Here is a 25,733-nt window from a genome sequence, read left to right as displayed (position 1 = left end):
GAGGCTGCCGATGCACCCTCCCAAGCCCCCTGTCATCTCGTTGCGCGGCGTGTCCCAGCGCTACAAGAGCGTTGTGGCACTGGATGATATCTCGCTGGATATCCCCGCCGGGATCATGGCCGGGTTGATCGGTCCCGACGGCGTGGGCAAATCCACCCTGCTTGATCTGATCTCTGGGGCCCGTGCGGTTCAGACCGGTGAGGTGATGGTGCTGGATGGCAATATGGCCTCGACCCGCCATCGGGGGCGCGCAGGTCCGCGCATCGCCTATATGCCGCAGGGTCTGGGCAAGAACCTCTACCATACGCTGAGCGTGCGCGAGAACCTGACCTTCTTTGCCCAGTTGTTCGGCCTGACACCCAAGGAACGTGAAGCCCGCATCGCGCGTCTGACACAGGCCACCGGCCTTGATCCTTTTCTCTCCCGCCCAGCAGGCAAGCTGTCGGGCGGCATGAAGCAAAAGCTGGGCCTGTGTTGTTCCCTGCTGCATGACCCCGACCTTCTGATCCTTGACGAACCGACCACCGGAGTCGATCCGCTGTCGCGACGCCAGTTCTGGCAGCTGATCGCCGGCATTCGGGCGGATCGTCCGGCCATGTCCGTCCTTGTCTCCACCGCCTATATGGACGAGGCGCAGGGCTTTGACTGGCTGGTGGCGATGGACGCGGGTCGGGTGCTCGACACTGGCACGGCGCAGGAGTTGATGGCCAAAACCGGCACCGATGATCTCGAGGCCGCCTTTGTCCAGCTGCTGCCGGAAGAAAAGCGCGCCAATGCCCGCGAACTTGTCATCCCGCCGCTGGAAGACAGTGGCGACACGCCCGCCATCACCGCCCGCCATCTGACCCGGCGGTTCGGCGATTTCACGGCGGTGAAAGACGTGAGTTTCGAAATCAGGCGCGGCGAGATCTTCGGCTTTCTCGGCTCCAATGGTTGCGGCAAGACGACCACAATGAAGATGCTCACAGGTCTTCTGCCGATGTCCGAAGGCGAGGCCTATCTGTTTGGCCATCCGGTTGATGCCTCTGACATCGAGATGCGCAAGCGGGTGGGCTTCATGTCCCAGGCCTTTTCACTCTATGGCGAACTTACGGTCGAACAAAACCTCACGCTGCACGCCCGCCTGTTCCGTCTTGATCCCGCAGCATCTCGTGACCGCATTGCCTCGCTGGCAGATCGCTTTGGTCTCAGCCCGCATATGGACAGCCCCTCTGGCGATCTTCCTCTTGGTCTGCGTCAGCGCCTGTCGCTGGCGGTTGCGGTGCTGCACGAACCGGAAATCCTTATCCTTGATGAACCGACATCGGGCGTGGACCCTGTGGCGCGGGATGATTTCTGGGAACTGCTTGTTGAACTGTCGCGCGGCGAGGGGGTGACGATCTTTATCTCGACCCACTTCATGAACGAAGCCCTGCGCTGTGATCGCATTTCGCTCATGCACGCGGGCGAGGTGCTGGTTGCGGACACGCCGGATGGCCTTGTCGAAAAGCGCGGGGCCGAGACTCTGGAAGAGGCGTTCATCGGCTATATCGAGGACGCCATCGGGGACCGTCGCGATACCGACGTGATACCGACGCAGGACCGACAGCCCGAATCCGCCCCCAAACGCAAGCGTCACCGCGGCTTCAGCATGGCGCGTCTGCTGGCCTATTCCATGCGGGAAGCCATGGAAGTTGTCCGCGATCCGATCCGTCTTGCCTTTGCCTTTGTCGGTTCGGCTTTGTTGCTCGTGGTGCTGTCCTACGGTGTGTCGATGGATGTCGAAGACCTCACCATGGCCGCCCTCGATCTCGATCAGACACCGGCCAGCCGCGACTATGTCGCCAACCTGTCCGGCTCCAGGTATTTCGAGGAACAGCCGCCCCTGCAAAGCGTGGAAGAGCTTGAAAAGGCTCTGCAAAAGGGCGAGGTGACCGTTGCCATCGAAATCCCCAACGGCTTTGGACGCGACCTGCGGCAGGGTCAGTCCCCAGAGATTTCGGCCTGGGTGGACGGCGCCAACACCATGCGCGCGGGCACCATCGAAGGCTATGTCAACGCCGCCCATGTCGAACAGGTCCAGAAGGTGATCCGCGACGAAGGCTATGATCCGGAGGCGTTCGAGACCTATGCCGTCGAAAGCCGCTATCGCTATAACCCCACCTTCGAGAGCATCAACGCCATGGGCCCCGCCATCCCCGCGATCCTGTTGATGATGTTCCCCGCCATCCTCATGGCCGTCTCCGTCGCCCGCGAAAAGGAAATCGGCACCATCACCAACTTCTACGTGACGCCGACGACGAAGATCGAATTCCTTGTTGGCAAGCAATTGCCCTACGTGGTGATTGGTCTGGTCAATTTCTTCCTGCTCCTGTTCCTGATCACGACGCTCTTGGGGGTCACCTTCAAGGGGTCGCTCCTCACGATGACCCTTGCGGCGCTTGTCTATGTCGTGGTCTCGACGTCCTACGGCCTGCTGATCTCGACCCTGACCAACAGCCAGGTTGCCGCCGTCTTTACCGCCGCCCTCTTGTCGATGATGCCGACGGTGCAGTTCTCGGGCATGGTTCAGCCGATCTCGACCCTGACGGAAGGCGGCCAGATGATCGGCAACCTCTGGCCCGCCTCCTATTTCGTGCGGATCAGTGTTGGCACCATTACCAAGGGGCTTGGTCTCGAAGAGCTTTCGGCGGATGTCTTCTGGATGATGGTGTTTGTCCCGGTTTTCCTTGGCCTCGCGCTCATGCGCCTCAGAAAGCAGGAGCGGTAAGATGAAAAGCCTTCTGCGCATTTTCTGGCTGGGCACCAAGGAACTCCGCGCCGTTCTCGGCGATCCGGTGATGAGCGGCCTGATCCTGTTTGTCTTTACCGTCATGGTCTATTCGCAGGCCGCTGAAATTCCCGAGAACCTGAACAACGCTTCCATCGTCATCGTGGACGAGGACAATTCGCCCCTCTCCCGTGAAATCTCTGATGCCTTCTATCCGCCTTTCTTCCAACGGCCGGACCATCTTGGCATCGACGAGATCGACATCGCGATGGACCGTGGTGAATACCTCTTTGCGCTGGTCATTCCACCCCGCTTCGAAGCGGATCTTCGCAAAGGGCTGAAGCCCGAAATTCAGCTCAATATCGACGCGACAGCGGTGCTTCAGGCGGGGCTGGGGGATGGCTATATCCAAAGCATCCTTGCCGACGAAATCTCGCGCCACATCGCGCGCGAGGATGTTCAGACGGACCTGCCGATCACCCTTGTCCTGCGCCGTGCCTTCAATGAAAACGGCACACAGGTCTGGTTTTCGGCGATGACCGGCCTTTTGGATTTCCTGTCGATGGTGACCATTCTGCTCACTGGTGCTGCGCTGATCCGGGAACGGGAGCACGGCACCATCGAGCACCTTCTGGTGATGCCGCTGACCGCCTTCGAAATCGCCGCGGCCAAGATCTGGGCCAACGGGCTGGTCATCATCGGGGCGTTCACCCTGTCGCTGAACTTTGTGGTGAAAGGCTTTCTCAACGTGCCGATTGCCGGCTCCGAGGCGTTGTTGATTGCGGGCACCGGTCTTTATCTGTTTGCTGCTGCTGCCATTGGCATCCTGCTTGGCACCATGGCCCGCACGATGGCGCAGTTCGCGCTGATGGTGCTGATGATCGTGTTGCCGATGATGATGCTGTCCGGTGGCATGAGCCCGATTGAAAGCCAGCCGGCAATCGTGCAGCCGGTCTCGTGGCTTTTGCCCTCGCGCCACTATATGGCCTTTGCCCAGGCCGTGGCGTTCCGCGGGGCAGGGATCAGCACGGTCTGGCCCGAACTGCTTACCATCTTCGGTCTTGGGGCCGTTTTTCTGACCGGCAGCCTTGCACGGTTCCGCAATACGATCAGTTCCTGACCGCCAAACCCGATGCCGCGTTTGGGCCACATGCCTCCGCCGCAAAAGAAAAAGCCCCGCGCGATGCGGGGCTTTTCAATTCTGTAACCGAAACCCGGCTTAGCCGATGGCAGCCGCTTTCACGTCTGCGTCGATGTAGGGCAGGTATTGTTCGAAGTTGTTCGAGAACATCTCGACCAGCTTCGCGGCCTGACGGTCATAGGCGTCGGCGTCGTCCCAGGTGCGGCGCGGGTCAAGCAGGACTTCTGCAACACCCGGTACGTTCACCGGAACCTCGAAACCAAAGTTCGGGTCCTTGCGGAATTCGACTTCGCTCAGCGTGCCTTCCAGCGCGGCGGTTAGCAGGGCGCGGGTGGCGCGGATCGGCATACGCGACCCAGTGCCATAGGCGCCACCGGTCCAACCGGTGTTGACCAGCCAGCAGGTCGCACCGTGCTGGGCGATCTTCTCACGCAGCAGGTTGCCATAGGCTTCGGGGCGACGCGGCATGAAGGGTGCGCCAAAGCAGGTCGAGAAGGTCGGCTCGGGCTCGGTCACGCCGCGCTCGGTTCCGGCCACTTTCGAGGTGAAGCCCGACAGGAAGTGGTACATCGCCTGCGCCGGGGTAAGGCGCGCGATCGGAGGCAGAACACCGAAGGCATCACAGGTCAGCATGATGATGTTCTTTGGATGGCCACCCACGGCGGTTTTCGACGCGTTCGAGATATACTCCAGCGGGTAGGCGCAACGCATGTTGGCGGTCAGGCTGTCGTCTTCGAAGTCGAGTTCCTTGGTCTCTTCGTCAAAGACCATGTTCTCGATCACGGTGCCGAACTTCGAGGTGGTGGCATAGATTTCCGGCTCGGCCTCGGGGTTCAGGCTGATGGTCTTGGCATAGCAGCCGCCTTCGAAGTTGAAGGTGCCGTTGTCCGACCAGCCGTGTTCATCGTCCCCAATCAGGGTGCGCGACGGATCGGCCGAGAGGGTGGTCTTGCCGGTGCCCGACAGGCCGAAGAAGACGGCGGTGTCGACGGGGTTGTTGTTGGCGTGGTTTGCCGAGCAGTGCATCGGCATGATGCCTTTTTCCGGCAGGAGGTAGTTCAGCAGGGTGAAGATCGATTTCTTGTTTTCGCCTGCGTACTCGGTGCCACCGATCAGGATCATCTTGCGATCAAAGTTCATCGCGATGACGGTTTCGGAACGGCAGTTGTGACGCTCCGGGTTCGCCTGGAAGCTGGGGCAGTTGATGACGGTGTAATCCGCCAGGAAGCCGTCGAGGTCTTCACGGTCGGGGCGACGCATCATGTGACGGATGAACAGGTTGTGCCAGGCCAGTTCCTGAACAAAGCGCACGTTGATCGCGTGTTTCGCGTCGGCGCCGCCAACCAGGTCCTGAACGTAGTAGTCGCCACCCTTCATGTGCTCGATCATGTCGGCATAAAGGTTGTCGAACCCTTCCGGGGTCATTGCGGCGTTGTTTTCCCACCAGATGCTGTCGACAACGCTGTCGGTTTTGACGACGTGCTTGTCCTTGGGCGAACGGCCGGTGAACTTGCCGGTCGAAACGAGGAATGCCCCACCGTTACCCAGCGTTCCTTCGCCGTTCTTGAGCGCGGCTTCGATCAGCGCGGGCTCCATGAGGTTATAATAGACATTGCCCAGCCCTTCGATCCCTTGATCTTCGAGGCGGAATTGCGGGTTTACCCGTCCAAATGTCATGCTCTAACTCCTGTAGCCGGCTCGTCCGAGGCGGCGGTTTATTCCTTCACGGGCAACGAATTGATTGCCCTTTCGCCGTGACTCGTGCGGCGATGCAGCGCTCTTAGCATGGCGCTTCTGTGAATGAACAGGACGCTTTCGCGCAGTTAGCGCAACCAAGTGGACGTTAGCGCCATCAACGCCCGCATTGGTAGAAAACCGCCTAAAACAGTGAGTCATTTTAGCCATTGATAAGGGAAATCGACGTCAAATATGGGGTGGTTCCGGCCTGATTCGTACTTTGGGATTGATCTAAATCCCCGGAAAGGCGCATAATGACGCAAAAAAGCAGGCATAAAAATTAGAGCAGTAAAGGATCAGGCAATGTCGAAGATCGCCTTGGTGGATGACGACAGGAACATCCTCACATCAGTATCCATGACTCTCGAAGCGGAAGGCTTTGAGGTCGAAACGTACAACGACGGCCAGCAGGCCCTCGACGCATTCAACAAGAAACTCCCGGACATGGCCGTGCTCGACATCAAGATGCCGCGCATGGATGGCATGGACCTGCTTCAGCGGTTGCGCCAGAAGACCACGATGCCGGTGATTTTCCTCACCTCCAAGGACGACGAGATCGACGAGGTTCTCGGCCTACGCATGGGCGCGGACGACTACGTCAAGAAACCCTTCTCGCAGCGTCTTCTGGTGGAACGTATCCGCGCCCTCCTGCGCCGCCAGGACGCGGTCGAAGGCAACGTGACCGGCGACACCGAAGACACCAAGGTGATGGTGCGCGGTGAGCTGACAATGGACCCGCTGCGCCACTCGGTCAGCTGGAAAGGCAAGGACGTGACCCTCACGGTGACGGAGTTCCTGCTGCTGCAGGCCCTGGCACAACGCCCCGGTTTCGTGAAATCGCGCGATCAGCTGATGGATGTCGCCTATGACGATCAGGTCTATGTGGATGACCGGACCATCGACAGCCACATCAAGCGACTGCGCAAGAAGATGCGTACAGCCGATTCCGATTTCTCCGCAATCGAGACGCTCTACGGCATCGGATACAGATACAACGAAGAGTGAGCGATAAATGGCTCTGGCCGAAAGGATAGACGTGCGCGACATGGCCCAAGGGCGGGATGGCGACGTTGTGCTGGGCGACGATTGGGTCGCCCCCGAAGCCAATGTCGAAAACGAGTTGCGGGGACGCCGTGAGCGCCGCCGCCTCTTGCCCCTGAGCAAATCGCCACTGACCCGCAAGATCATCACGTTCAACCTGATTGCGCTGTGCATTCTTGTTGCAGGTATCCTCTACCTCAACTCGGCCCGCGACAGTCTCGCGGTGCAGCGCGCATCGGGCCTTCTGTCCGAAGCGCGGCTGATTGCCGGTGCGTTCGAGGCACAGATGCCCGCCGGTGCACCGGTCAACCTCGTGACGGGGGATGGCGTCGATGTTGGCCAGACGCTTGAAAAACTGCCCCTTCGTCAGGGCACCCACGTCTATGTCTTCGACACCACCGACAATCTGGTTGGCACCAACCAGGGCACCGCGACATCGGAAGCGGCCAATGCTCTTGCCGAACGGCCCAGCGGTACGCCGATTACCAACACGCTGAACTGGCTGTGGGGGAATATCGCCGGTGAAGAAGACCTGATTTCCACCAAGGGCCAGAGCATCCTTGATCAGGCCACCGCCATCGCCACCCAGTCGCTGAACGGCGAGGCGCTTCTAACCACGCTGCGCGGCCCCGAGGACAGCTCGGTCTTTGCCGTTGCACAGCCGTTTACGCAAAACGGATCGCCGGTGGGTGTCGTAGTTCTGACAAGCGCCGCAGGCGAGCTGGACCAACTGGTGCGCAGTGAACGCGAGCGCGTCCTGCAGATGTTCGTCATCGCGACCGTGGTGTCGATTGGCCTCTCGATGGTGCTGGCCTCGACCATTTCCAATCCTCTTTCCGATCTTGCCGCAGCTGCAGAGATCGGCCGCGACAGAGATTCCCACACGGTGAACCCCGGCCGCGTTCGCATCCCCGATCTGACCGCGCGCCCCGACGAGATCGGCCGCCTGTCCGGCGCCCTGCGCGGGATGGTGTCCGCGCTCTACGACCGGATCGACAGCAACGAGCAATTCGCCGCCGACGTTGCCCACGAGATCAAGAACCCGCTGGCCAGCCTGCGCTCGGCCGTCGGCTCGCTGCGCATGGTCAAGAAGGAAGAGCATCGCGAGAAACTGCTCGACGTGATCGACCACGACGTGCGCCGCCTTGACCGTCTTGTCAGCGACATCTCCAACGCCTCGCGCCTTGATTCCGAACTGGTCAAGGAAGAGGAAGAGCGGTTCAACCTGCTCGAGATGATCGGCAACCTGACCCAGTATCTGGGCGAGGATGCCAAGGGCAAGGGGATCGATTTCATCACCGATCTGCCCGCCAAGCCGATCCATATCAACGGTCTCGAAGCGCGGCTTGCACAGGTGTTCGTGAACCTGATCACCAACGCCGTCAGCTTCTGTGAGGATGGCGATGCCATCCGTGTCTGGGCACGTCGCCGCGAAAACCGCGTGCTTGTCGTGGTCGAAGACACCGGCCCCGGCATTCCCGATCAGGCACTGGCCAAGATCTTCAACCGCTTCTATTCGCAGCGCCCCGAAGATCAGTTCGGCAACAACTCGGGCCTTGGACTTGCGATCTCCAAGCAGATCGTCGAGGCGCATGGCGGTGTGATCTGGGCCGAAAACATCCGCCCGACGGATGCAGACGTGACCTCCGAACCCTTGGGTGCGCGTTTCGTCGTCGGCCTTCCGATCTGATCCGTGGCAGACGGCGTGCAGCCTCCTCAACACGCGCAAGAGATCATGCACGCCACCTGCGTTGCCCACGCGGGCAGCGCCGTCTTGATCACCGGCCCCTCTGGCAGTGGAAAGTCGGCGCTTGCGCTCCAGCTTATTGCCCTGGGGGGCAAGCTGGTGGCCGATGATCGCACGGTTCTGACATGTGAAAGGGGCCGCGTCATTGCCCGCTGTCCGGCACCCCTTGCAGGCATGATCGAGACGCGTGGTGTTGGCATCCTGAACGCGCCTACCATGTCCGAATGCCCCGTGGCGCTGGTTGTTGATCTCGAAACCGTGGAAACCGACCGCCTGCCGCCGCAGCGCGAAACCACGATCATGGGGCAATCCGTCCCCTTGCTTCACCGCGTGGATCAGGGCCATTTCCCGGCAGCAATTCTTCTCCATTTGGCATCTGGCAGACGAGCGTAAGCGATGACAACTCAGGCCTCTCCCGCCGCACAGCGACTGGTCCTTGTTACGGGGCCTTCGGGTGCAGGACGTTCCACAGCGATCAAGGCGCTGGAAGATTCGGGCTATGAGACCATCGACAACTTGCCGCTGGGCCTTCTTGAACGGCTGTTCTCCGGCCCCTCGCTTGAACGTCCGATGGCGCTTGGGCTGGATGTACGCAACCGCGACTTCTCGCAGTCGGCGCTTCTCTCTGCCCTCGACATGCTGGACCGCAAGGCGGGTGTCGCGACAGAGCTTCTTTATCTCGATTGCCAGCCCGAAGTGCTGCAACGGCGCTACAACGAAACCCGCCGCCGCCACCCGCTGGCCCCCGGCGAAAGCCCGATGGAAGGGATCGAGCGCGAGCTGGAGCTGCTGTCTCCGATCCGCGACAGGGCCGACATCCTGATCGACACCTCCGAAATGACGCCCCACACCCTGCGGGCCGAGATCGAACGCTGGTTCGCCCCCGACAGCGCCCGCAAGCTTTCGATCACGGTGCAATCCTTCAGCTACAAGCGTGGCCTGCCGCTGGGCGTTGATCTGGTGTTTGACTGCCGCTTCCTGCGCAACCCCTACTGGGAACCCTCGCTGCGCCAGATGAACGGTCTGGATGCGCCGGTTGCGGACTATGTCGGTGCCGACGAACGGTTCGCCCCGTTCTTCGACAAACTGCGTGATATGGTCGAAATGCTGCTCCCGGCCTATCTTGCCGAGGGACGGTCCCATGTCTCGATTGCGTTCGGATGCACCGGCGGGCAACACCGATCGGTTTTTACCACCGAAAGATTGGCGCACACCCTTGCACAACAGGGCTGGCAGGTGTCAATTAGGCATCGCGAGTTGGATCGTCGTGCGGAACTTGGTTCCAAGACCCGCACCTGAGACGAAAAGTAAGGGCGAACTGGATTGATCGGCATAGTGATCGTTGCGCATGGTGGGCTGGCCAAGGAATATTTGGCCGCCGTGGAACATGTTGTGGGCAGCAAGCCCGGCATCCTCGCCATTACCATCGAAAATGAACACGACCGCGCCGCCAAACAGCAGGAGATCTGCGAGGCGGCCGAGACGGTCGATCAGGGCGACGGCGTTGTCGTCGTGACCGACATGTTCGGCGGATCGCCCTCGAACCTGAGCCTGCGCGCCTGCCAGCCGGACAACCGCCGCATCATGTATGGTGCCAACCTGCCGATGCTTATCAAACTTGCCAAAAGCCGCCATCTGAGCGTGCCGGATGCCGTGCGCGCCTCGCTTGAGGCCGGCCGCAAGTACATCGACAGCCAGAACATAAATACGGACTGACCCATGACCGATACCGTGACCCGCACCCTCAAGATCGTGAACCAGAAAGGCCTGCACGCCCGCGCCTCGGCCAAGCTTGTCGAGGTCGTCGAGGGGTTTGACGCGACGGCAGATGTGTCAAAGGATGGCTTGAGTGCCTGCGGCGACAGTATTATGGGCTTGTTGATGCTGGCGGCCTCCAAAGGCACGTCGATCCATGTGGAAACGTCGGGCCCCGATGCCGGGCCGCTTGCAGATGCAATAGAAGCGCTCGTGGCCGACAAGTTCGGCGAAGGAGTCTGACCGCAAAGTTTGCGCGGAAGGGCAGGATGAAAGATTTGACTGAACCAGTGCACGATACCCCGCCCAAACCACAACAGGGCGAAGTCTATGATCGCAGCACGCTGACCTACGCCAACAGCTTCGACAATCCCTGGACCGGCAACGCGATTCGCGCCATCGAGTGGATGACAGGCAAGATCAGCGTCTTGCGCATGGTGAAAAAATTCGAGCGCAACAATGCCGAATACCGGGGTCAGGCGTTTTGGCGCGGTGCGTTGAACGTGATGGGCATCGAGCTCAAGACACCGCTGGAGCAACTGGAAAACATTCCCGGCGAAGGTCCGGTTGTCGTGGTGGCGAACCACCCGCACGGCATGGTCGACGGCATGATCTTTGCCGATCTGATCGGCCGCGTTCGTCAGGATTATCGCATCCTGACGCGCTCTGTCCTGACCGGCCTTGATGAAACCGCAACCTCCTTCATGATCCCGGTGCCCTTCCCGCACGACCCTGAAGCACAGAAGAAGATGGTCGAGATGCGCGCCAAGGCGATGGCCTATCTTGCCGACGGCGGCGTGGTTGCCCTGTTTCCCTCGGGCGTGGTGATGTCCTCCGATACCTGGATGGGTCCGGCCATCGAACGGGAATGGAATGTCTTCACCGCCAAGATGATCCGCCGCTCGGGCGCGCGGGTGGTGCCGATCTTCTTCCCGGGGTCCAACTCGCGCTGGTATCAATGGGCCTGCAAGATTTCCCCGATCCTGCGGCAGGGGCTCCTGCTGCACGAGATCGTCCGCTCCTGCAACAAGCCACAGGCGCCCATCGTCGGCAAGCCGCTGACCGAGGAACAAATGGCACGCCTCGAAACCGATCCGCGCGGTTTCATGGCGTGGCTTCGACAGCACACGCTGGACCTTGGCAAGCAGGCATAAAAAAGGGCGCCCTCGGGCGCCCGTCTCAACTCTGGCTCAGCGGGTCGGTACCGGAACCTCGCCGCGATAGTCATAGAAGCCGCGTTTGCTCTTGCGGCCCAGCCATCCGGCCTCGACATATTTCGTCAAAAGCGGGCAGGGGCGGTACTTGGTATCCGCCAGCCCGTCATGCAGCACGTTCATGATCGCAAGGCAGGTGTCGAGACCGATGAAATCGGCCAGTTCCAGCGGCCCCATCGGGTGGTTGGCCCCCAGCTTCATCGCGTTGTCGATCGACGCCACATTGCCCACACCTTCGTAAAGGGTATAGCAGGCCTCGTTGATCATCGGGATCAGGATACGGTTCACGATGAAGGCCGGAAAATCCTCGGCGCTGGCAGCGGTCTTGCCGAGATTGTTCACGATCGCAAGGCAGGCCTGGTAGGTCTCTTCGTCGGTGGCGATACCCCGGATCAGCTCGACCAGCTTCATCAGCGGCACCGGGTTCATGAAGTGGAAGCCCATGAACTTTTCCGGCCGGTCGGTGCGGCTTGCCAGACGCGTGATCGAGATCGACGAGGTGTTCGACGTCAGGATGGTGTGCGGTTGCAGATGCGGGAGAAGCGCATCAAAAATCTTGTGCTTGATGTCTTCGCGCTCGGTCGCGGCTTCGATCACCAGATCGGTTTGCCCAAGCGACGGCAGTTCCAGCGTGGTGCCGATGCGGGCCATCGCGGTGGCCTTGTCATCCGCCGAGATCAGGTTGCGCGAGACCTGTCGATCCATGTTCTTGTCGATGCGCGCCACGGCCGCGTCCAGAGCGTCCTGATTGATGTCATTGAGAACGACATCATAGCCGGCAAGCGCCATGACGTGGGCGATCCCGTTGCCCATCTGACCTGCACCGACAACACCGATTGATTTGATTTCCATGGACCGCTCCTCCTGACATCTCGTGCTGACCTTATGCCTGTCGGTCCCATGCCCGCAAGTGGCTGGCACGTCTAAAACTTAAGACAAGATGAAGCATTAGCCATTTCGCAATCTGTCGGCGCGATTCTCGGGGTGGGTGAAAATTAGTGGTGGGAATCATGTCCTTTGAAAAGGTGGGGGACGGCGCCCTTGATTACATGCCGTATCGACTGTCGAGTTCCCGGCTGGCCTTTCGTGGGCCACAGCCGGATCTGAGTGGGAAATACACCGTCTTTCTTGGCGGGACCGAAACCTATGGAAAGTTCGTGCCCAAGCCATATCCGCAGCGGATTGCCGAGATGACGGGGCGCCAGTGCGCCAACTTTGGCGTGGTGAATGCGGGGATCGATGTCTTTCTGCATACCCCGGCCGTTCTTCAGGCCGCGCATCAGGCCGAGATGACGGTGATTCAGATCATGGGCGCGCACAACATGTCGAACCGCTATTACTCGGTGCATCCCCGCCGCAATGACCGCTTCACCGGGGCCTCGAGCACCATGCAGATGACGTTCCGCGAGCTGGACTTCACCGAGTTTCATTTCACGCGTCACATGGTCGGGGCGCTGGCCGCGCGGGCGCCTGACAGGTACGCCGCGATGATCGAAGAGTTGCGCAAGGCCTGGGTTGCCCGGATGAAGCTGCTGATTGCGACGATTGATGCCCCTGTCACCCTGTTGTGGTTTGCCGATCATGCGCCCACGGGGAATTGCACGCAGCGCGGCATGGGGCGTGATCCCCTTTTCGTGGATCGCGAGATGCTCGACCTGCTGCGCCCGATGGTCAGTGGCCTTGTCGAGGCGGTGGTCAGCCCCGAGGCGCTGTCGCAGGGCGTGCGCGGCATGGTGTTTCGCGATCTCGAACGCCCCGCGGCGATGCGGATGCTGGGATGTCAGGCGCATGATGAGGCCGCCAATGCCCTGCTGTCGATGCTGGCCTGAAACGCAAAAAGGCCCGCCAGAGGCGGGCCTTCTCGGAAATTCGTGAACCGGGGTTTAGCCCAGTTTTTCGGTCAGTTCGGGAACTGCGTCGAAGAGGTCCGCTACGAGGCCGAAGTCTGCGACCTGGAAGATCGGGGCTTCTTCGTCCTTGTTGATCGCGACGATGATCTTCGAGTCCTTCATGCCAGCAAGGTGCTGGATGGCGCCCGAGATGCCGATGGCGACATAGAGCTCGGGAGCAACAACCTTACCGGTCTGGCCAACCTGCCAGTCGTTCGGTGCGTAGCCCGAGTCAACCGCGGCGCGCGATGCACCAACAGCCGCGCCCAGCTTGTCAGCCAGGGTTTCGATCAGTTTGAAGTCTTCTTCCGAGCCGACGCCACGGCCGCCCGACACAACAACGCCAGCCGAGGTCAGCTCGGGGCGGTCGCTTGCGGCAACCTTGTCTTCAACCCAGCTCGACAGACCCGGATCAGCAGCTGCCGATACGGTTTCTACCGAGGCCGAGCCGCCTTCGCCTGCGGCGTCGAAGGTCGAGGTCCGGAAGGTGACAACCTTCTTGGCGTCCGACGATTTGACGGTCTGCATCGCGTTGCCGGCATAGATCGGGCGCACGAAGGTCGAACCATCAACCACTTCGGTGGCGTCCGAGATCACCATCACGTCGAGCAGCGCTGCAACGCGCGGCATGACGTTCTTGGCGTCGGTGGTGGCAGGCGCAACGATGTGCTCGTAGTCGCCAGCCAGCGATACGATCAGCGCCGCTGTCGATTCCGCGAGGCGGTGGCCCAGCGAGTCGTCTTCGGCAACCAGAACCTTGGCAACGCCGTCGATCTTGGCAGCGGCTTCACCGGCTGCGGCAGCGGAACCGCCAGCGGCCAGAACGGTCACGTCACCCAGAGCTTTCGCGGCGGTGACAGCCTTGGCGGTGGCGTCCAGCGCCAGTTCGCCGTTGTTGACTTCTGCGAGAAGAAGAACAGCCATTATACAGCCCCCGCTTCTTTGAGTTTCTCAACCAGTTCGTCGACCGAACCCACGGTGATGCCTGCGGCGCGGGCTTCCGGCTCGGTGGTCGAAACGATTTCCAGGCGCGGCGCGACGTCGACGCCGTAGTCGGCGGCGGTTTTCTCGTCCAGCGGCTTTTTCTTCGCCTTCATGATGTTGGGCAGCGACGCATAGCGCGGCTCGTTCAGGCGCAGGTCAACGGTGATGATGGCAGGCATCTTCACGTTGATGGTCTGCAGACCGCCGTCAACTTCGCGGGTCACCTTGGCGCTGTCGCCCTCGATGTCCAGCTCGGAAGCAAAGGTACCTTGCGACCAGCCCAGAAGCGCCGACAGCATCTGGCCGGTGGCGTTCATGTCGTTGTCGATGGCTTGCTTGCCGGCCAGAACGATGCCCGGCTGCTCTTCTTCGACAACTTTCGCCAGGATCTTGGCGACGGCCAGCGGTTCGATGTCGGTGTGCACATCGTCTGCGGCCACAACGAGGATCGCGCGATCGGCACCCATGGCCAGCGCGGTCCGCAGGGTTTCCTGCGCTTGCTTGACGCCGATCGATACGGCAACAACTTCATCAGCCTTACCGGCTTCTTTCAGGCGGATGGCCTCTTCGACGGCGATTTCGTCGAACGGGTTCATCGACATTTTGACGTTCGCGAGATCGACACCGCTACCGTCCGCTTTCACGCGGACCTTCACGTTATAGTCAATCACGCGCTTGACAGGTACGAGCACCTTCATGGGCGTTGGACTCCTTGACAGTTTACAAGCCGGCAAGCCGACTCGACGAATAGCTCTCGCCGCGTTGATATAATCTTGCGCCGTCTTGAAACAGCGCAAAATCGTCACGTTGAGGTCATACGACGTCGCGTTTCGAGGTTTGAACGCAATTTCTTTGCAAGATTGTTGCCAAACGGAAATTTATTTGACGCTAGGGAAGGTCGAGGTGCCCCAACGTCGCCTTTTCCAAGGTCTGGGAATGCTGGCGAATCCGGTCTTTGATTGGGCAATGTCCCACGGAGGAGACCCCGGAAATGACCGAAGACGCAAACGTAGTTTATTCCAGCGACGGCCATGTGGCCACGATCCGAATCAACCGTCCCAAGGCGATGAACTCGATGAATGCCGCCACCCGCCGCGAGATTCTGGCGGCCCAGGCCAAGGCCGAAGCCGACGACAACATCCGAGTCGTCATCCTGACCGGCTCAGGCCGCGCCTTCACCTCGGGCACCGATCTCAAGGAACTGGGCGAGTTTCACGGCAAGCACGGTATGTTCGACATCTCGGTGCGCGACTACAAGCCGATCATCGACGGTATCACCGAAAGTGACCGGATCTATATCGCCGCGATCAACGGTGTCGCCGGGGGGGTCGGCCTGTCCATCGCGCTGAGCTGTGATCTGGCGCTGATGGCTGAGAGCGCCACCTGCTTTGCGCCCTTCTCGAATATCTCGCTGGTGCCGGACGGAGGCCTGAGCTGGCTGTTGCTGCAGCACATGGGATCAAAACGCGCCTTTGCCGCGATTGCCGAAGCCACCCACATTTCGGCGAAAGACTGCGAAGAGATGGGGCTGGTCAACCGCGTTGTTGCTGATGATGCGCTGGACTCCGAGGCCGCCGCATGGGGGGCATCCCTTGCCGAGCGCGCGCCGCTCAGCCTGCGGTATGGCAAGCGCATCCTGCGCGCCGCCCATACCCAGAGCCACGCCCAGATCGCGCTGATGGAAAGCGAATATCAGAACAAATGCGCCAATTCCTCGGACTCGGCGAATGCCATTGCGGCCTTCATCACCAAGCAGAAACCGGTCTTCAAAGGGCGCTGATCACGCGCCCTTTGAGAATGTCGCCAAAACTATAACTGGAGGTGCCTAGCGGTTCGCGCCGGGCACCCAAAGCACGTCATCTTCGCCGTTGTTGTTGGCGGTGCGTGCGGCCACGAAGAACCAGTCGCTCAGACGGTTGAGGTATTTGACCGCCAGCGGGTTCACATCTTCCACCTCGGAAAGTTCGGTCGCCAGACGCTCGGCGCGGCGGGCCACCGTGCGGCAGATATGCAGATGCGCCGAAAGCGCCGAACCGCCGGGCAGGATAAAGCTGCGCAGGGGCGACAGCGACGCATTCATGGCGTCGATCTCGGCCTCAAGCCGGTTCACCTGCGCTTCGACCACCCGCAGCGGGGTGTATTCGGCCTCGGCATCACTTGCCATGTCGGGGCGGCACAGGTCTGCGCCAAGATCGAACAGATCGTTCTGGATCAGCGACAGGCGCTGGTCCATGTCGCCCTCGGCGTGCAGGCGGGCGACGCCGACGGTGGCGTTCAATTCGTCCGAGGTGCCATAGGCGTTAACGCGCGCATCATGTTTGGCAACGCGTTCGCCGTTGCCCAAAGCGGTTGTGCCCTTGTCCCCGGTGCGGGTGTAGATCTTGTTCAAGACAACCATGATTTCCTAGCCTCCCCGGCGCAGCCAGACAAAGAGCAGGATGAGCGCGACCGCCACGGCCTGGGCCGCGATGCGCCACCGCATGATCTTGTTGGCATGTTTGCGATTGAATTCTCCGCCCTTCGCGAAACCGCCGATCCCGACAGACAGGATGACAAGCACGGCCAGTGTTGCTGCGGCGACAACCCAGAAAAGCGGGTCGCTGGCCAGTCCGTCTTTGCTCATGATTCGTCTCCTGTCCCGATTGAGGTTGGTTGTTCTCTAAGGCGTTCCGAGGGGATTTAATAGGGGATCACCCTTTGGCAAGCACCCAATCCAGAACCCGTGTCGGAAGGACGCGGCGCAGGACGTTCATGATATAGGTCGGCGTGGTCACGAAATACCGCGGGTGCGGGCGGTCTGCCTCGATCGCGTGGATCAGTTTCCGGGTGACTGCCTCGGGGCCAAGTTCGAAACGGTCAGGCGCGTCGCTTGCGGAATAAAGACGTTTCAGAAGGCTCGCGCGATACTGGTCCGCGCGCGGGCTGTTTTCCCAGTCGATCCATTTCTCGAACTGCACCACGGCGTTGCGGCGAAACTCCGACGTGATCGGCCCGGGTTCGATCAGGGCGACATGAATGTCGGTGTCCCGCATCTCGAGGCGCAATGTGTCGGTCAGGCCCTCAAGGGCAAACTTGGACGCGATATAGGCGCCGCGCCACTTCATCGGCACCAGGCCCAGAACCGAAGAGCAATTGACAATCCGTCCGTGGCCCTGTGCCCGCATGGCCGGGATCACCTGCAGGGTCAGGTCGTGCCAGCCCACCACGTTGGCCTCGAAAATCGCGCTAAGGGCATCGCGGGGCAGGTCTTCGACCGCGCCGGGGATGGCATAGGCGCCGTTGTTGAAAAGCGCATCCAGCCTGCCGCCCGTAGCCTCCAGAACCTCCGCGACCGCTGCCCTGATGCTGTCGGCGTCCTCGTAATCGAGACGCGGGCTGTCAAACCCTTCCTCTCGCAGCCGCAGGCAATCCTTTTCCTGCCGGCAGGCCGCAAACACACGCCACCCGCGCGCCCGCAACTGCCGGGCCGCATCCAGCCCGATACCCGAAGAACACCCGGTAATTAGAATGGATTTTTCCATGACTGCCCTGTTCATTGCCCGTGCCAGCTATGGCCAAGGCCGCGCGCAAAAGCAATCCTGTAGGGTTACTCCGCCTTGGTCAGCAGCCGTGCCGACATCCAGCCGATTCGGCCGGTCTCTTCCACCTTGAGCTTGACCCAGCCACTGCCGGGATCACGCAGCACTTCAACGCGATCCCCGCGCACAAGGCTTCCGATGACACCATAGCTCGTGCCCGGACCGGACCGCATGTTCACCCGGCTGCCGCGCACGCTACGGAGATCCGCAACCTGCTCCTGCTCGATGGCGGACGTGCCAAGGGTGGCTTCGGTTGGGGCCGAAGGTGACGGACCGATCCGGACACGCTCCGTGGCCGGTGTGGGCATGGGCATAGAGACCAACGCCGGCCGCACTTCTGCCGGACCTGTATCGCGCCTGGTAGTCGGCACATCCAGAGAAGCGGGAGATTGCGTCACAGTCTCTTCGGTCGTCAGCAGTGCGGCGGTCACTATGGGCGCCGTCGTCTCCGCCGTCTCGGGGGCAGGCTGAGTTGTTGCGGCCTCGGCCACCATAAGGCGGCCGGGTGTCTGTGGTTCAAAATCGGAACCACCGCTGACCTCGTAAAAGGCCCAGCCCAGGAATGCAAAGCTCAGTAATACAAAACGAGTCATGATGAATTTTCCCCGGAGGGTCACTGGGACCAAGTTTACTACAGACTGTGAATTTCCACAAAACCTGACAGGTTGACGCGCTTTGCGTCATGGAAAAAATCCGGCGATTTTCCCCCCTGTTGCTTGAGCGCCTGTGATCTTGGGGCTACACCGGGAGCATGACAGATTTGATCGATGACGACGAAATCCCGACAAGCGAAGTAACGGAAACGCTGCGCCGTGCGATCGGAGATCGTTACCTGACCTATGCCCTCAGCACCATCATGCACCGCGCGCTTCCGGATGCGCGCGATGGTCTGAAGCCCGTCCACCGCCGCATCCTCTATGCCATGAACCGCCTCAAACTGGCGGCCAATGGCAAGTTCCTGAAATCGGCCAAGATTTCCGGCGATACGATGGGTGATTTCCACCCGCACGGCGACGCCGCCATCTATGATGCGATGGCCCGTCTCGCGCAGGATTTCAACGTCCGTTACCCGCTGGTCGATGGCCAGGGCAACTTTGGCAACATCGACGGCGATAACCCGGCGGCCTCGCGCTACACCGAGGCGCGCATGACCTTTATCGCCGAGGCCATGTTGCAGGGGCTCGAAGAGAACGCAGTCGATTATCGTGACAACTATGACGGCCGCCTGACCGAGCCGGTTGTTCTTCCGGCGGAATTTCCGAATCTCCTTGCCAATGGCGCAAGCGGCATCGCTGTCGGCATGGCCACCAACATCCCGCCGCACAACATCTCGGAACTGTGTGATGCCTGCCTGCATCTGATCAAGACGCCGGATGCCCGCGACGACACGCTGCTCAACTATGTGCCGGGGCCGGATTTCCCGACCGGCGGCGTGATTGTCGAACCCAAGGACACCATCGCCCAGGCCTATCGCACGGGTAAGGGCGGGTTCCGCCTGCGCTGTAAATGGGAGGTCGAAGACCTTGGACGCGGCCAGTGGCAGATCGTCGTTACCGAGATTCCCTACCAGGTTCAGAAGTCCAAGCTGATCGAGAAGATCGCGGAGCTGATCCAAACCAAGAAGGTTCCGATCCTTGCCGACATCCGCGATGAATCGGCGGATGATATCCGGGTGATCCTCGAACCGCGCTCAAAGAACGTCGATCCCGAAGTGCTGATGGGCATGATGTTCCGCAGCAGCGATCTCGAGGTGCGGTTCTCGCTCAACATGAACGTGCTCATCGACGGCGTGACCCCAAAGGTCTGTTCGATGAAAGAGGTGCTGCGCGCCTTCCTCGATTTCCGTCGCGAAGTGCTTCAGCGCCGCTCGAAACACCGGATGGACAAGATCGACCACCGTCTCGAGGTGCTCGAAGGTTTTATCATCGCCTTCCTCAACCTCGATCGCGTGATCGACATCATCCGCTATGACGATGCGCCCAAACAGGCCCTGATGGCCGAAAACTGGGGCATTGATCATGTGCGCGCCACGTCCGAAGAGGATTACCGCTCGCCGCTGCCCGCGCCGGAAGGGGCGGGGGAGCTTTCGGAAGTTCAGGCCGAAGCCATCCTCAACATGCGTCTGCGCAGCTTGCGCCGTCTGGAAGAGCTGGAACTGATCCGCGAACGTGACGCCTTGATGGAAGAGCGCGCGGGTCTCGAAGACCTTCTGGCCAGCGATGATCTGCAATGGGGGCGCATCGCGGATCAACTGAAAGAGGCCAAGCTCAAGTTCGGCAAGAACCATGACGGCGGCGCCCGCCGCACCCAGTTTGCCGAGGCCGGCGAAATCGAAGAGGTGCCGATCGAGGCGATGATCGACAAGGAACCGATCACCGTTGTCTGTTCGCAGATGGGCTGGGTCCGTGCCATGTCGGGCCACATCGACCTGACCCGTGAGTTGAAATTCAAGGACGGCGACGGCCCCTGTTTCATCTTCCACGCCGAAACCACGGATCGCCTTCTGGTCTTCGCCAGCAATGGCCGCTTCTACACCGTCAGCGCCGCGAACCTGCCGGGCGGGCGTGGCATGGGCGAACCCCTGCGCCTGATGGTGGATTTGCCGAACGAGGCCGAGATTCTTGATATCTTCATCCACGATCCCGAGGGCAAGCTTCTGGTGGCCTCGTCGGCGGGCGACGGTTTCGTGGTGGCCGAAAAGGACATCATCGCCCAAACCCGGACCGGTAAGCAGGTGCTGAACGTCAAGGACGACGCCCGCGCCAAGATCTGTCATCCGATCAAGGGCGACCACGTGGCCGTAGTCTCCGAGAACGGCAAGTTCCTTGTTTTCCCGGTGTCCGAACTGCCCGAAATGGGCCGCGGCAAGGGCGTGCGTATCCAGAAATACAACATGGCGCGCGGGCGTCAGGGGACGCTTGAACTTGATGGCGGCCTGTCCGACCTCACCACCTTTAACTGGGATGAAGGTCTCAGCTGGGAAATGGGCGGCGGCAAGACACGTCATGAGCCGGACATGACGGAATGGCTCGGCAAGCGTGCGGGCGTGGGCAAGAAGCCACCCTACGGCTTTCCGCGAAATCACAAGTTCACCTGACGCGATTTTCGATGTTACAAACAAACCGTCCCCATTGTCGGGGGCGGTTTCTCATTTCTGGTGATCCATTTGAGCAGTTCAGACAGGCCAATCAACGGCGGCCCGTGGCAACAGGGCGGCGCAGACTCGCACCTCCGCGATACCGACGTAATACCGACGCAAAACAGACAGCAGGATTTGCCGGATGTCGAAGGGTTGCAGGGTGACTTTATCGGGCGTCGCGGGCGCATCTTCGGCCTTGCCCTGAAGACCTCGATCTTCACAGTGCTGACCCTTGGTATCTACCGTTTCTGGATGAAAACCCGTATGCGCCGCTGGTACTGGTCCGCCGTGCGCGTTGGCGGTGTGCCGGGGGAATATGTCGGCGATCCCTTTGAAAAGCTTCTGGGATTCCTGATCGCCGTGGTGATCCTCGCCTTCTATATCGGCATCGTGAACCTGTTGCTGATGTTCCTGAGCTATTCCTTCTTTCAGGACAATTTCGCAGCCTATCTGCTAAGTTTCGTTGGCGTCGTCCCGCTCTGGTTCTACGCCACCTACCGCGCCCGCCGCTACGTCCTCGCCCGCACCCGCTGGCGCGGCATCCGCTTCGGCCTCGAACCCGGCGCCTGGGGCTATGCCTGGCGGGCGCTGGTGCATTGGGGGCTGACCTTGCTTACGGCCGGTGTCCTGTGGCCGCGCATGACCTTCTGGCTTGAGAAATATAAGACGGACCGCACCTGGTACGGGGATGTCCGGCTTGAACAGGAAGGGCGCTGGCAGATGCTGTTTCCGGCAGTGCGCCACGTTCTTCTGCCCACCATCGTTGGTGGCATCTGCGCAATTGCGGGGGCCTATGCCAACCCCGCGCTGTTTCTGGTCACCGCAGCCTGCGGTGTCTGGTTTGCCTTTGGAATCGTCTACTATCGGGTCAAAAGCTGGGAAATCCTGACCAATGCCAAGCGCGCCGGTGACATCGTGTTCCGCGCCCAACCCAGTCCGGGGCGCGTGTTCTGGATCTATGTCGGGGGCTATTTCCTCAGCGGCTTTGTTGCCTCGATCTTTCTGGGCGGGTTCTTCCTCGCCGCTGCCATTGCGGCGGGGATCTTCAGCGAAATCGGTGCGAGCGTCGAGGCATTGGCGAAGATTGGCGAAGGCGCCTTTGCGGTGGCTGGCGTGGCCACATATTTTGCCATCTTCCTGATCTGGACCGCGATGGCACATGCTTTCATCACCATGCCGCTCTGGAAACACTATGCCGAAACCCTGACGGTGATTGATCCCGGCCAGATCGGCGCGATCTCGCAGCGTCCGCGGGACGAGTTCGAAGAGGCCGAAGGCTTTGCCGAGGCGCTTGATGTGGGGGCCGCGATATGACGTCGACCATTCCGACCGTGATCCGGGTTGGCAAAACCGCAGAAGGCCAACAGGTAAACGGGCTGTTTTTCACCGGCGAAGATGCCACCGCGCATGAGGTGGCCCTGACGATCAATCCAATGCGTGACGTGCTTGAAATCCGCGGCAGAGGGCAGGTTGTCGACTGGCACCTGTCAGATGTGCGGCTGGTGCCGGATCAGGCGGGGCGGCAGGGCCTCGTCCTGCGCGCGGCCTCTGATCCGACAGCCCGCGTCCTGACCAATGACCGCGTCCTGGCGCAAGGGTTTCCCGCCCTTCACAAACGCATCGCCGATGCGCCCCGCGCAAGGCTGGCGAAATGGGCGGTGGCGGCGCTGGCCTCAGTTGCGCTGATCATCTTTGTCCTCGTGCCGATCATGGCCAACCAGCTTGCCAATTTCATTCCGCCCGCCGGAGAAAAGGCGCTGGGCGATGCCACGCTCGAGCAGATCAAATCGGCCCTGGGGTCCGAGGCGATCTCGGTGAAGACCTGCACCAATGCGGATGGCCTTGTTGCGCTGAACCAAATGCAGGCGCGCCTGAGCGACCATACCGACCTGCCCGTGCCGCTCACAGTGACGGTACTGGATCACAAGATGGTCAACGCCTTCGCCCTGCCCGGTGGCCATGTCGTCTTTATGCGCGGCCTGATCGACGAGGCGGAAGCGCCCGAAGAGGTGGCCGCTGTCTTTGCTCATGAAATCGGCCACGTGGTCTCGCGCGATCCGACCCGCCATGCCCTGCGCTCTGCCGGCTCGATTGGTGTGCTGGGTCTTTTGTTTGGCGATTTCGCAGGCGGGGCGCTTGTGCTGTTCCTGACCGAGCAGCTGATCGAAGCGCAGTATAGCCAGGGCGCCGAAGTGGCGGCGGATGCCTTTGCCCACGACATGCTTGCCAAGGCCGAGGTCGAGCCCGCCGCACTGGGGGCGATGTTTAAACGGCTCAAGGCGAAATACGGCGATACCGACGGGATACAGGCGCACTTCATTTCGCACCCGCGCATGGCGGAACGCATCGAAGCCGCGGATCACGCAACGCCCGAGGGGTTCGTGGCCAAGCCGATCCTGACTGCCGAGGCATGGAAGGACCTGCAAGGCATCTGCAACTAGGGCCTCAGACCGGGTCCAACGTCAGCCACACGCCCGTGTCCGGCCGCAATGTCAGGATCATGACGGGCGACGGTGGACGCCCGGGAACAAGGTTGAACCGGAACCGACGAAGCAATGTCGCGAGGATGATCACCGCCTCCTGAATGGCAAAGCTGGCCCCGATACAGATTCGCGGGCCGTCGCCAAACGGCAGATAGGCATAGCGATCTATTGTCTTGCGATCGGCAAAACGGTCGGGCCGGAAGGCATCCGGTTCCTCCCAAAGCTGCTTGTGCCGGTGTAACGCGTAAATCGGGATCATCACCGTATCGCCGGGCCGGACGTCGCGCGCGCACAGCATGTCCGTCTTCTGCGCGGTCCGCGAGATGATGCCCGCCGGCGGATAAAGGCGCAGGGCTTCGTCCACGATACAGCGCAGGAACGGCAGGTTCTGGGCGTCTTCGCCTGTAACCGTCTCTCCCGTAACAACCTCGTCGATTTGCCGCCGCGCCCGCTCTTGTACCTCCTGATCGAAAGCGCAGAGGTAAAGCGCCCAGGCCAGGGTCAGCGCCGTGGTTTCATGTCCGGCCACGATGAAGGTCAGAAGGTTGTCGCGCAGTTCCGAGGTGTTCATCCGCCGTTTCGTCTCGGGGTCTTCGCCCGCCAGCAACAGGTCAAGCAGATCGGGAATGTCGCCTTGTCCCCGCTGCATACGGGCTTCGATGGCCTCGTCCGCGACGCGCCGCATCTGTTTCACCACCGGACCAGAGCGGAATCGCGACGGACGTGGCAGCCAGTCCGGCATGCCCAGCATATCGAGAATCGAAACCTTGCCCGCCGCCGCGATATAGCCATCAATCGCGCGATGCACCGCTGCGCTGTCGAATGTGCCCTCACCGGAAAAGGTAACGTCCGAGATCACGTCAAAAGTGGTGCGCACCATCTCGTCCAGCAGATCGACAGCGTGATTCCCCGTGGCCCCAAGGCGATCCGCACTGCGCTGGGCGGCGGTTGACATGATCGGTGCCAGTGCCATGACGTTGCGATGCGAAAAAACCGGCGCCGCCGTCCGTCGTTGCCAGCGCCAGTGGGCGTCTTCGGCGATGAACAGGCTGTCTCCGATGGCGGGGCGCAGGATGTTCTTGGTGGCATTCGATTTGGGGTAGTTGTCGACCTCTTCCAGCAGGATGCGCCGGATTGCGCCCGGCTCCATCACCATGTGCCAGCGGATACCGGTGCGTCCCGACACCATTGGCTGACGCACGGCCAGTTCCGGCAGGATGCTCAGAAGGTTGCTGCGCGCCGCCTTGAGCGAACCCATGATGCCAAGCGGTTCGGTGGCAAGGGGAACATGGGCGGGCAGGGCAGGCTGGGTCGCGGACATCGTGGGCTCCTTCCCCTTCGAACATAGGCCGCCACCGGCAGGCGGGCAAATGCTGATGGCCCTCTGCCCGATTGCGCGAGATGCCTGCTTCGGCTATGCCGCACTAAGAGGAAATTCGAGGAGTGACCCGCAAATGGTGCGATTTCTGGCCGTTCTTTTGGCTGCCCTGACCCTTGCCGCCTGCGGGGCGCCGCAGGATCCCGTGACATCTGAAAAACTGGATCTTGGCGATTTCACGCTGGGCCACAACATTGTCGTCGCGCCCGACCTCGGCAAGGGGCCGCTGTCGCGCGAAGCCTCCAAGGAAGACTGGATCGCCTCGGTCAAGAATGCGGTCGAGACGCGTTTGGGCCGCTACGAGGGCACGCGTCAGGTGCATCTGGGAATCAACGTGTCCGGCTATGTGCTGGCCCAGACCGGTATCCCGATTCTCCTGGCCCCGAAATCCGCGCTGATTATCACGGTGACCGCATGGGATGACCGCGCCGGCGGCAAGTTCAATGACGAAGCCAAAGAGATCATCGTGCTGGAAACCTTGACCGGCGCCAGCATCGTCGGCTCTGGCCTGACCATGACCGCAGAAGAGCAAATGGCAAATCTTTCCCAGAATGCCGCTGCCGCGATCGAGGCCTGGCTGCATGAAAACAGGGCCTGTTTGCGCGACGATCCGACAGCCGAGGAACTGGCTGCCTGCTGGCAGGACAACAAGGATGACAAGGGCCGTCAGGAGCTGTTGGGGCAATAGTTCCAAGACACGCTTGATTTTTGTCGCGCAACCCAATATGTCGCGCGCGGTAGACCAATTTGGGCCAATCACGGCCCTTTCCAGATTTCTTAACTAGAAGGCGCCTCGATCATGGCTAAGGAAAAGTTTGAGCGCAGCAAACCGCACTGCAACATCGGCACCATCGGTCACGTTGACCACGGTAAAACCACACTGACCGCAGCGATCACC

25 protein-coding genes are annotated in these 25,733 nt (G+C 60.9%); 16 read left to right on the top strand and 9 right to left on the bottom strand.

The features are described from left to right. Positions 1-10: 10 nt before the first annotated feature. Positions 11-2,749, top strand: a complete 2,739-nt coding sequence (gene rbbA, locus NNA36_RS09935) for a ribosome-associated ATPase/putative transporter RbbA (RefSeq protein ID WP_255106869.1) — start codon at positions 11-13, stop codon at positions 2,747-2,749. Position 2,750: 1 nt separating this feature from the next. Continuing rightward, entirely contained in the window at positions 2,751-3,869 is a 1,119-nt protein-coding gene (locus tag NNA36_RS09930) for an ABC transporter permease (protein WP_255106868.1), read from the top strand. Positions 3,870-3,968: 99 nt separating this feature from the next. Here NNA36_RS09930 and NNA36_RS09925 read toward each other — a convergent pair whose 3' ends face one another. Further along, positions 3,969-5,567, bottom strand: coding sequence for a phosphoenolpyruvate carboxykinase (locus NNA36_RS09925; protein ID WP_255106867.1), 1,599 nt, complete (start codon positions 5,565-5,567; stop codon positions 3,969-3,971). A 363-nt stretch (positions 5,568-5,930) separates the two neighbouring features. Here NNA36_RS09925 and NNA36_RS09920 point away from each other — a divergent pair, with 363 nt between their 5' ends. The 7 genes from NNA36_RS09920 to NNA36_RS09890 are packed head-to-tail and all read left to right on the top strand — an operon-like array spanning position 5,931 to position 11,324. After that, positions 5,931-6,632, top strand: a complete 702-nt coding sequence (locus NNA36_RS09920; protein WP_255106866.1) for a response regulator transcription factor — start codon at positions 5,931-5,933, stop codon at positions 6,630-6,632. A gap of 7 nt (positions 6,633-6,639) precedes the next feature. Then, complete coding sequence (locus NNA36_RS09915; protein WP_255106865.1) at positions 6,640-8,358, top strand: sensor histidine kinase; 1,719 nt, start codon at positions 6,640-6,642, stop codon at positions 8,356-8,358. 45 nt (positions 8,359-8,403) lie between these two features. After that, positions 8,404-8,808: an HPr kinase/phosphorylase gene (locus NNA36_RS09910; protein WP_255106864.1), complete on the top strand. Its 405-nt coding sequence runs from the start codon at positions 8,404-8,406 to the stop codon at positions 8,806-8,808. Between the two features lie 3 nt (positions 8,809-8,811). After that, positions 8,812-9,714 carry an RNase adapter RapZ gene (gene rapZ / locus NNA36_RS09905; protein WP_255106863.1) on the top strand — a complete coding sequence of 301 codons (903 nt, stop codon included), beginning with the start codon at positions 8,812-8,814 and terminating at the stop codon, positions 9,712-9,714. 24 nt (positions 9,715-9,738) lie between these two features. Beyond that, a complete protein-coding gene (locus NNA36_RS09900) occupies positions 9,739-10,131 on the top strand; it encodes a PTS sugar transporter subunit IIA (RefSeq protein WP_255106862.1) in 393 nt (130 codons plus the stop codon). A gap of 3 nt (positions 10,132-10,134) precedes the next feature. Next, on the top strand, positions 10,135-10,413 hold the full coding sequence (locus tag NNA36_RS09895; RefSeq protein ID WP_255106861.1) for an HPr family phosphocarrier protein: 279 nt from the start codon (positions 10,135-10,137) through the stop codon (positions 10,411-10,413). A 26-nt stretch (positions 10,414-10,439) separates the two neighbouring features. Then, positions 10,440-11,324 carry a lysophospholipid acyltransferase family protein gene (locus tag NNA36_RS09890; RefSeq protein WP_255106860.1) on the top strand — a complete coding sequence of 295 codons (885 nt, stop codon included), beginning with the start codon at positions 10,440-10,442 and terminating at the stop codon, positions 11,322-11,324. A 36-nt stretch (positions 11,325-11,360) separates the two neighbouring features. Here the strand turns inward: NNA36_RS09890 and NNA36_RS09885 are convergent, their stop codons facing one another. Beyond that, positions 11,361-12,236, bottom strand: coding sequence for a 3-hydroxybutyryl-CoA dehydrogenase (locus NNA36_RS09885; protein WP_255106859.1), 876 nt, complete (start codon positions 12,234-12,236; stop codon positions 11,361-11,363). A gap of 158 nt (positions 12,237-12,394) precedes the next feature. Between NNA36_RS09885 and NNA36_RS09880 the strand changes: the two genes are divergently transcribed. Then, a complete protein-coding gene (locus NNA36_RS09880; protein ID WP_255106858.1) occupies positions 12,395-13,213 on the top strand; it encodes a DUF6473 family protein in 819 nt (272 codons plus the stop codon). A gap of 54 nt (positions 13,214-13,267) precedes the next feature. Here the strand turns inward: NNA36_RS09880 and NNA36_RS09875 are convergent, their stop codons facing one another. Next, positions 13,268-14,197 (bottom strand): electron transfer flavoprotein subunit alpha/FixB family protein, encoded by a 930-nt coding sequence (locus tag NNA36_RS09875; RefSeq protein WP_255106857.1) that lies wholly within the window; start codon positions 14,195-14,197, stop codon positions 13,268-13,270. Then, on the bottom strand, positions 14,197-14,955 hold the full coding sequence (locus NNA36_RS09870; RefSeq protein WP_255106856.1) for an electron transfer flavoprotein subunit beta/FixA family protein: 759 nt from the start codon (positions 14,953-14,955) through the stop codon (positions 14,197-14,199). The genes NNA36_RS09875 and NNA36_RS09870 overlap by 1 nt, the downstream gene beginning before the upstream one ends. Before the next feature lie 293 nt (positions 14,956-15,248). Here NNA36_RS09870 and NNA36_RS09865 point away from each other — a divergent pair, with 293 nt between their 5' ends. After that, positions 15,249-16,037: an enoyl-CoA hydratase/isomerase family protein gene (locus NNA36_RS09865; protein WP_255106855.1), complete on the top strand. Its 789-nt coding sequence runs from the start codon at positions 15,249-15,251 to the stop codon at positions 16,035-16,037. A 45-nt stretch (positions 16,038-16,082) separates the two neighbouring features. Here the strand turns inward: NNA36_RS09865 and NNA36_RS09860 are convergent, their stop codons facing one another. The 4 genes from NNA36_RS09860 to NNA36_RS09845 all read right to left on the bottom strand — a co-directional run bounded on the left by NNA36_RS09860 (position 16,083) and on the right by NNA36_RS09845 (position 18,428). Continuing rightward, positions 16,083-16,655, bottom strand: coding sequence for a cob(I)yrinic acid a,c-diamide adenosyltransferase (locus NNA36_RS09860; RefSeq protein ID WP_255106854.1), 573 nt, complete (start codon positions 16,653-16,655; stop codon positions 16,083-16,085). Between the two features lie 6 nt (positions 16,656-16,661). Further along, entirely contained in the window at positions 16,662-16,865 is a 204-nt protein-coding gene (locus tag NNA36_RS09855; protein WP_255107234.1) for a twin transmembrane helix small protein, read from the bottom strand. A gap of 82 nt (positions 16,866-16,947) precedes the next feature. Next, entirely contained in the window at positions 16,948-17,778 is an 831-nt protein-coding gene (locus NNA36_RS09850; protein WP_255106853.1) for an SDR family oxidoreductase, read from the bottom strand. Between the two features lie 65 nt (positions 17,779-17,843). Beyond that, positions 17,844-18,428, bottom strand: coding sequence for an SH3 domain-containing protein (locus NNA36_RS09845; protein WP_255106852.1), 585 nt, complete (start codon positions 18,426-18,428; stop codon positions 17,844-17,846). Positions 18,429-18,586: 158 nt separating this feature from the next. Between NNA36_RS09845 and parC the strand changes: the two genes are divergently transcribed. From parC to NNA36_RS09830, 3 genes are all read left to right on the top strand, one after another. Next, a complete protein-coding gene (gene parC, locus NNA36_RS09840; protein WP_255106851.1) occupies positions 18,587-20,932 on the top strand; it encodes a DNA topoisomerase IV subunit A in 2,346 nt (781 codons plus the stop codon). Between the two features lie 69 nt (positions 20,933-21,001). Next, positions 21,002-22,288, top strand: a complete 1,287-nt coding sequence (locus NNA36_RS09835; protein WP_255106850.1) for a DUF898 family protein — start codon at positions 21,002-21,004, stop codon at positions 22,286-22,288. After that, entirely contained in the window at positions 22,285-23,415 is a 1,131-nt protein-coding gene (locus NNA36_RS09830) for a M48 family metallopeptidase (RefSeq protein ID WP_255106849.1), read from the top strand. Before NNA36_RS09835 ends, NNA36_RS09830 begins: the two co-directional genes overlap by 4 nt. Before the next feature lie 4 nt (positions 23,416-23,419). On the opposite strand, the gene NNA36_RS09825 is transcribed toward NNA36_RS09830, so the two are convergent. Then, on the bottom strand, positions 23,420-24,778 hold the full coding sequence (locus tag NNA36_RS09825; RefSeq protein ID WP_255106848.1) for a cytochrome P450: 1,359 nt from the start codon (positions 24,776-24,778) through the stop codon (positions 23,420-23,422). A gap of 133 nt (positions 24,779-24,911) precedes the next feature. Here NNA36_RS09825 and NNA36_RS09820 point away from each other — a divergent pair, with 133 nt between their 5' ends. Continuing rightward, positions 24,912-25,523 (top strand): hypothetical protein, encoded by a 612-nt coding sequence (locus NNA36_RS09820; protein ID WP_255106847.1) that lies wholly within the window; start codon positions 24,912-24,914, stop codon positions 25,521-25,523. 111 nt (positions 25,524-25,634) lie between these two features. Continuing rightward, positions 25,635-25,733: GTP-binding protein (locus NNA36_RS09815; RefSeq protein WP_255107233.1), on the top strand; the 99-nt coding region annotated here is incomplete at its 3' end.

This window comes from Shimia sp. CNT1-13L.2 (assembly GCF_024331145.1).
GTDB lineage: Bacteria > Pseudomonadota > Alphaproteobacteria > Rhodobacterales > Rhodobacteraceae > Shimia.
Note: the sequence above shows the minus strand (reverse complement) of the source record. Positions and strands in the feature narration are given on the sequence as shown.

Coding starts and splice junctions, on each gene's coding strand:
- NNA36_RS09870 (WP_255106856.1), bottom strand. CDS start 14,955: ATGAAGGTGCTCGTACCTGTCAAGCGCGTGATTGACTATAACGTGAAG.
- NNA36_RS09920 (WP_255106866.1), top strand. CDS start 5,931: ATGTCGAAGATCGCCTTGGTGGATGACGACAGGAACATCCTCACATCA.
- NNA36_RS09845 (WP_255106852.1), bottom strand. CDS start 18,428: ATGACTCGTTTTGTATTACTGAGCTTTGCATTCCTGGGCTGGGCCTTT.
- NNA36_RS09860 (WP_255106854.1), bottom strand. CDS start 16,655: ATGGTTGTCTTGAACAAGATCTACACCCGCACCGGGGACAAGGGCACA.
- rapZ (WP_255106863.1), top strand. CDS start 8,812: ATGACAACTCAGGCCTCTCCCGCCGCACAGCGACTGGTCCTTGTTACG.
- NNA36_RS09875 (WP_255106857.1), bottom strand. CDS start 14,197: ATGGCTGTTCTTCTTCTCGCAGAAGTCAACAACGGCGAACTGGCGCTG.
- NNA36_RS09880 (WP_255106858.1), top strand. CDS start 12,395: ATGTCCTTTGAAAAGGTGGGGGACGGCGCCCTTGATTACATGCCGTAT.
- NNA36_RS09890 (WP_255106860.1), top strand. CDS start 10,440: ATGAAAGATTTGACTGAACCAGTGCACGATACCCCGCCCAAACCACAA.
- NNA36_RS09930 (WP_255106868.1), top strand. CDS start 2,751: ATGAAAAGCCTTCTGCGCATTTTCTGGCTGGGCACCAAGGAACTCCGC.
- NNA36_RS09850 (WP_255106853.1), bottom strand. CDS start 17,778: ATGGAAAAATCCATTCTAATTACCGGGTGTTCTTCGGGTATCGGGCTG.
- NNA36_RS09895 (WP_255106861.1), top strand. CDS start 10,135: ATGACCGATACCGTGACCCGCACCCTCAAGATCGTGAACCAGAAAGGC.
- NNA36_RS09820 (WP_255106847.1), top strand. CDS start 24,912: ATGGTGCGATTTCTGGCCGTTCTTTTGGCTGCCCTGACCCTTGCCGCC.
- NNA36_RS09865 (WP_255106855.1), top strand. CDS start 15,249: ATGACCGAAGACGCAAACGTAGTTTATTCCAGCGACGGCCATGTGGCC.
- rbbA (WP_255106869.1), top strand. CDS start 11: ATGCACCCTCCCAAGCCCCCTGTCATCTCGTTGCGCGGCGTGTCCCAG.
- NNA36_RS09830 (WP_255106849.1), top strand. CDS start 22,285: ATGACGTCGACCATTCCGACCGTGATCCGGGTTGGCAAAACCGCAGAA.
- NNA36_RS09925 (WP_255106867.1), bottom strand. CDS start 5,567: ATGACATTTGGACGGGTAAACCCGCAATTCCGCCTCGAAGATCAAGGG.
- parC (WP_255106851.1), top strand. CDS start 18,587: ATGACAGATTTGATCGATGACGACGAAATCCCGACAAGCGAAGTAACG.
- NNA36_RS09910 (WP_255106864.1), top strand. CDS start 8,404: ATGCACGCCACCTGCGTTGCCCACGCGGGCAGCGCCGTCTTGATCACC.
- NNA36_RS09885 (WP_255106859.1), bottom strand. CDS start 12,236: ATGGAAATCAAATCAATCGGTGTTGTCGGTGCAGGTCAGATGGGCAAC.
- NNA36_RS09825 (WP_255106848.1), bottom strand. CDS start 24,778: ATGTCCGCGACCCAGCCTGCCCTGCCCGCCCATGTTCCCCTTGCCACC.
- NNA36_RS09915 (WP_255106865.1), top strand. CDS start 6,640: ATGGCTCTGGCCGAAAGGATAGACGTGCGCGACATGGCCCAAGGGCGG.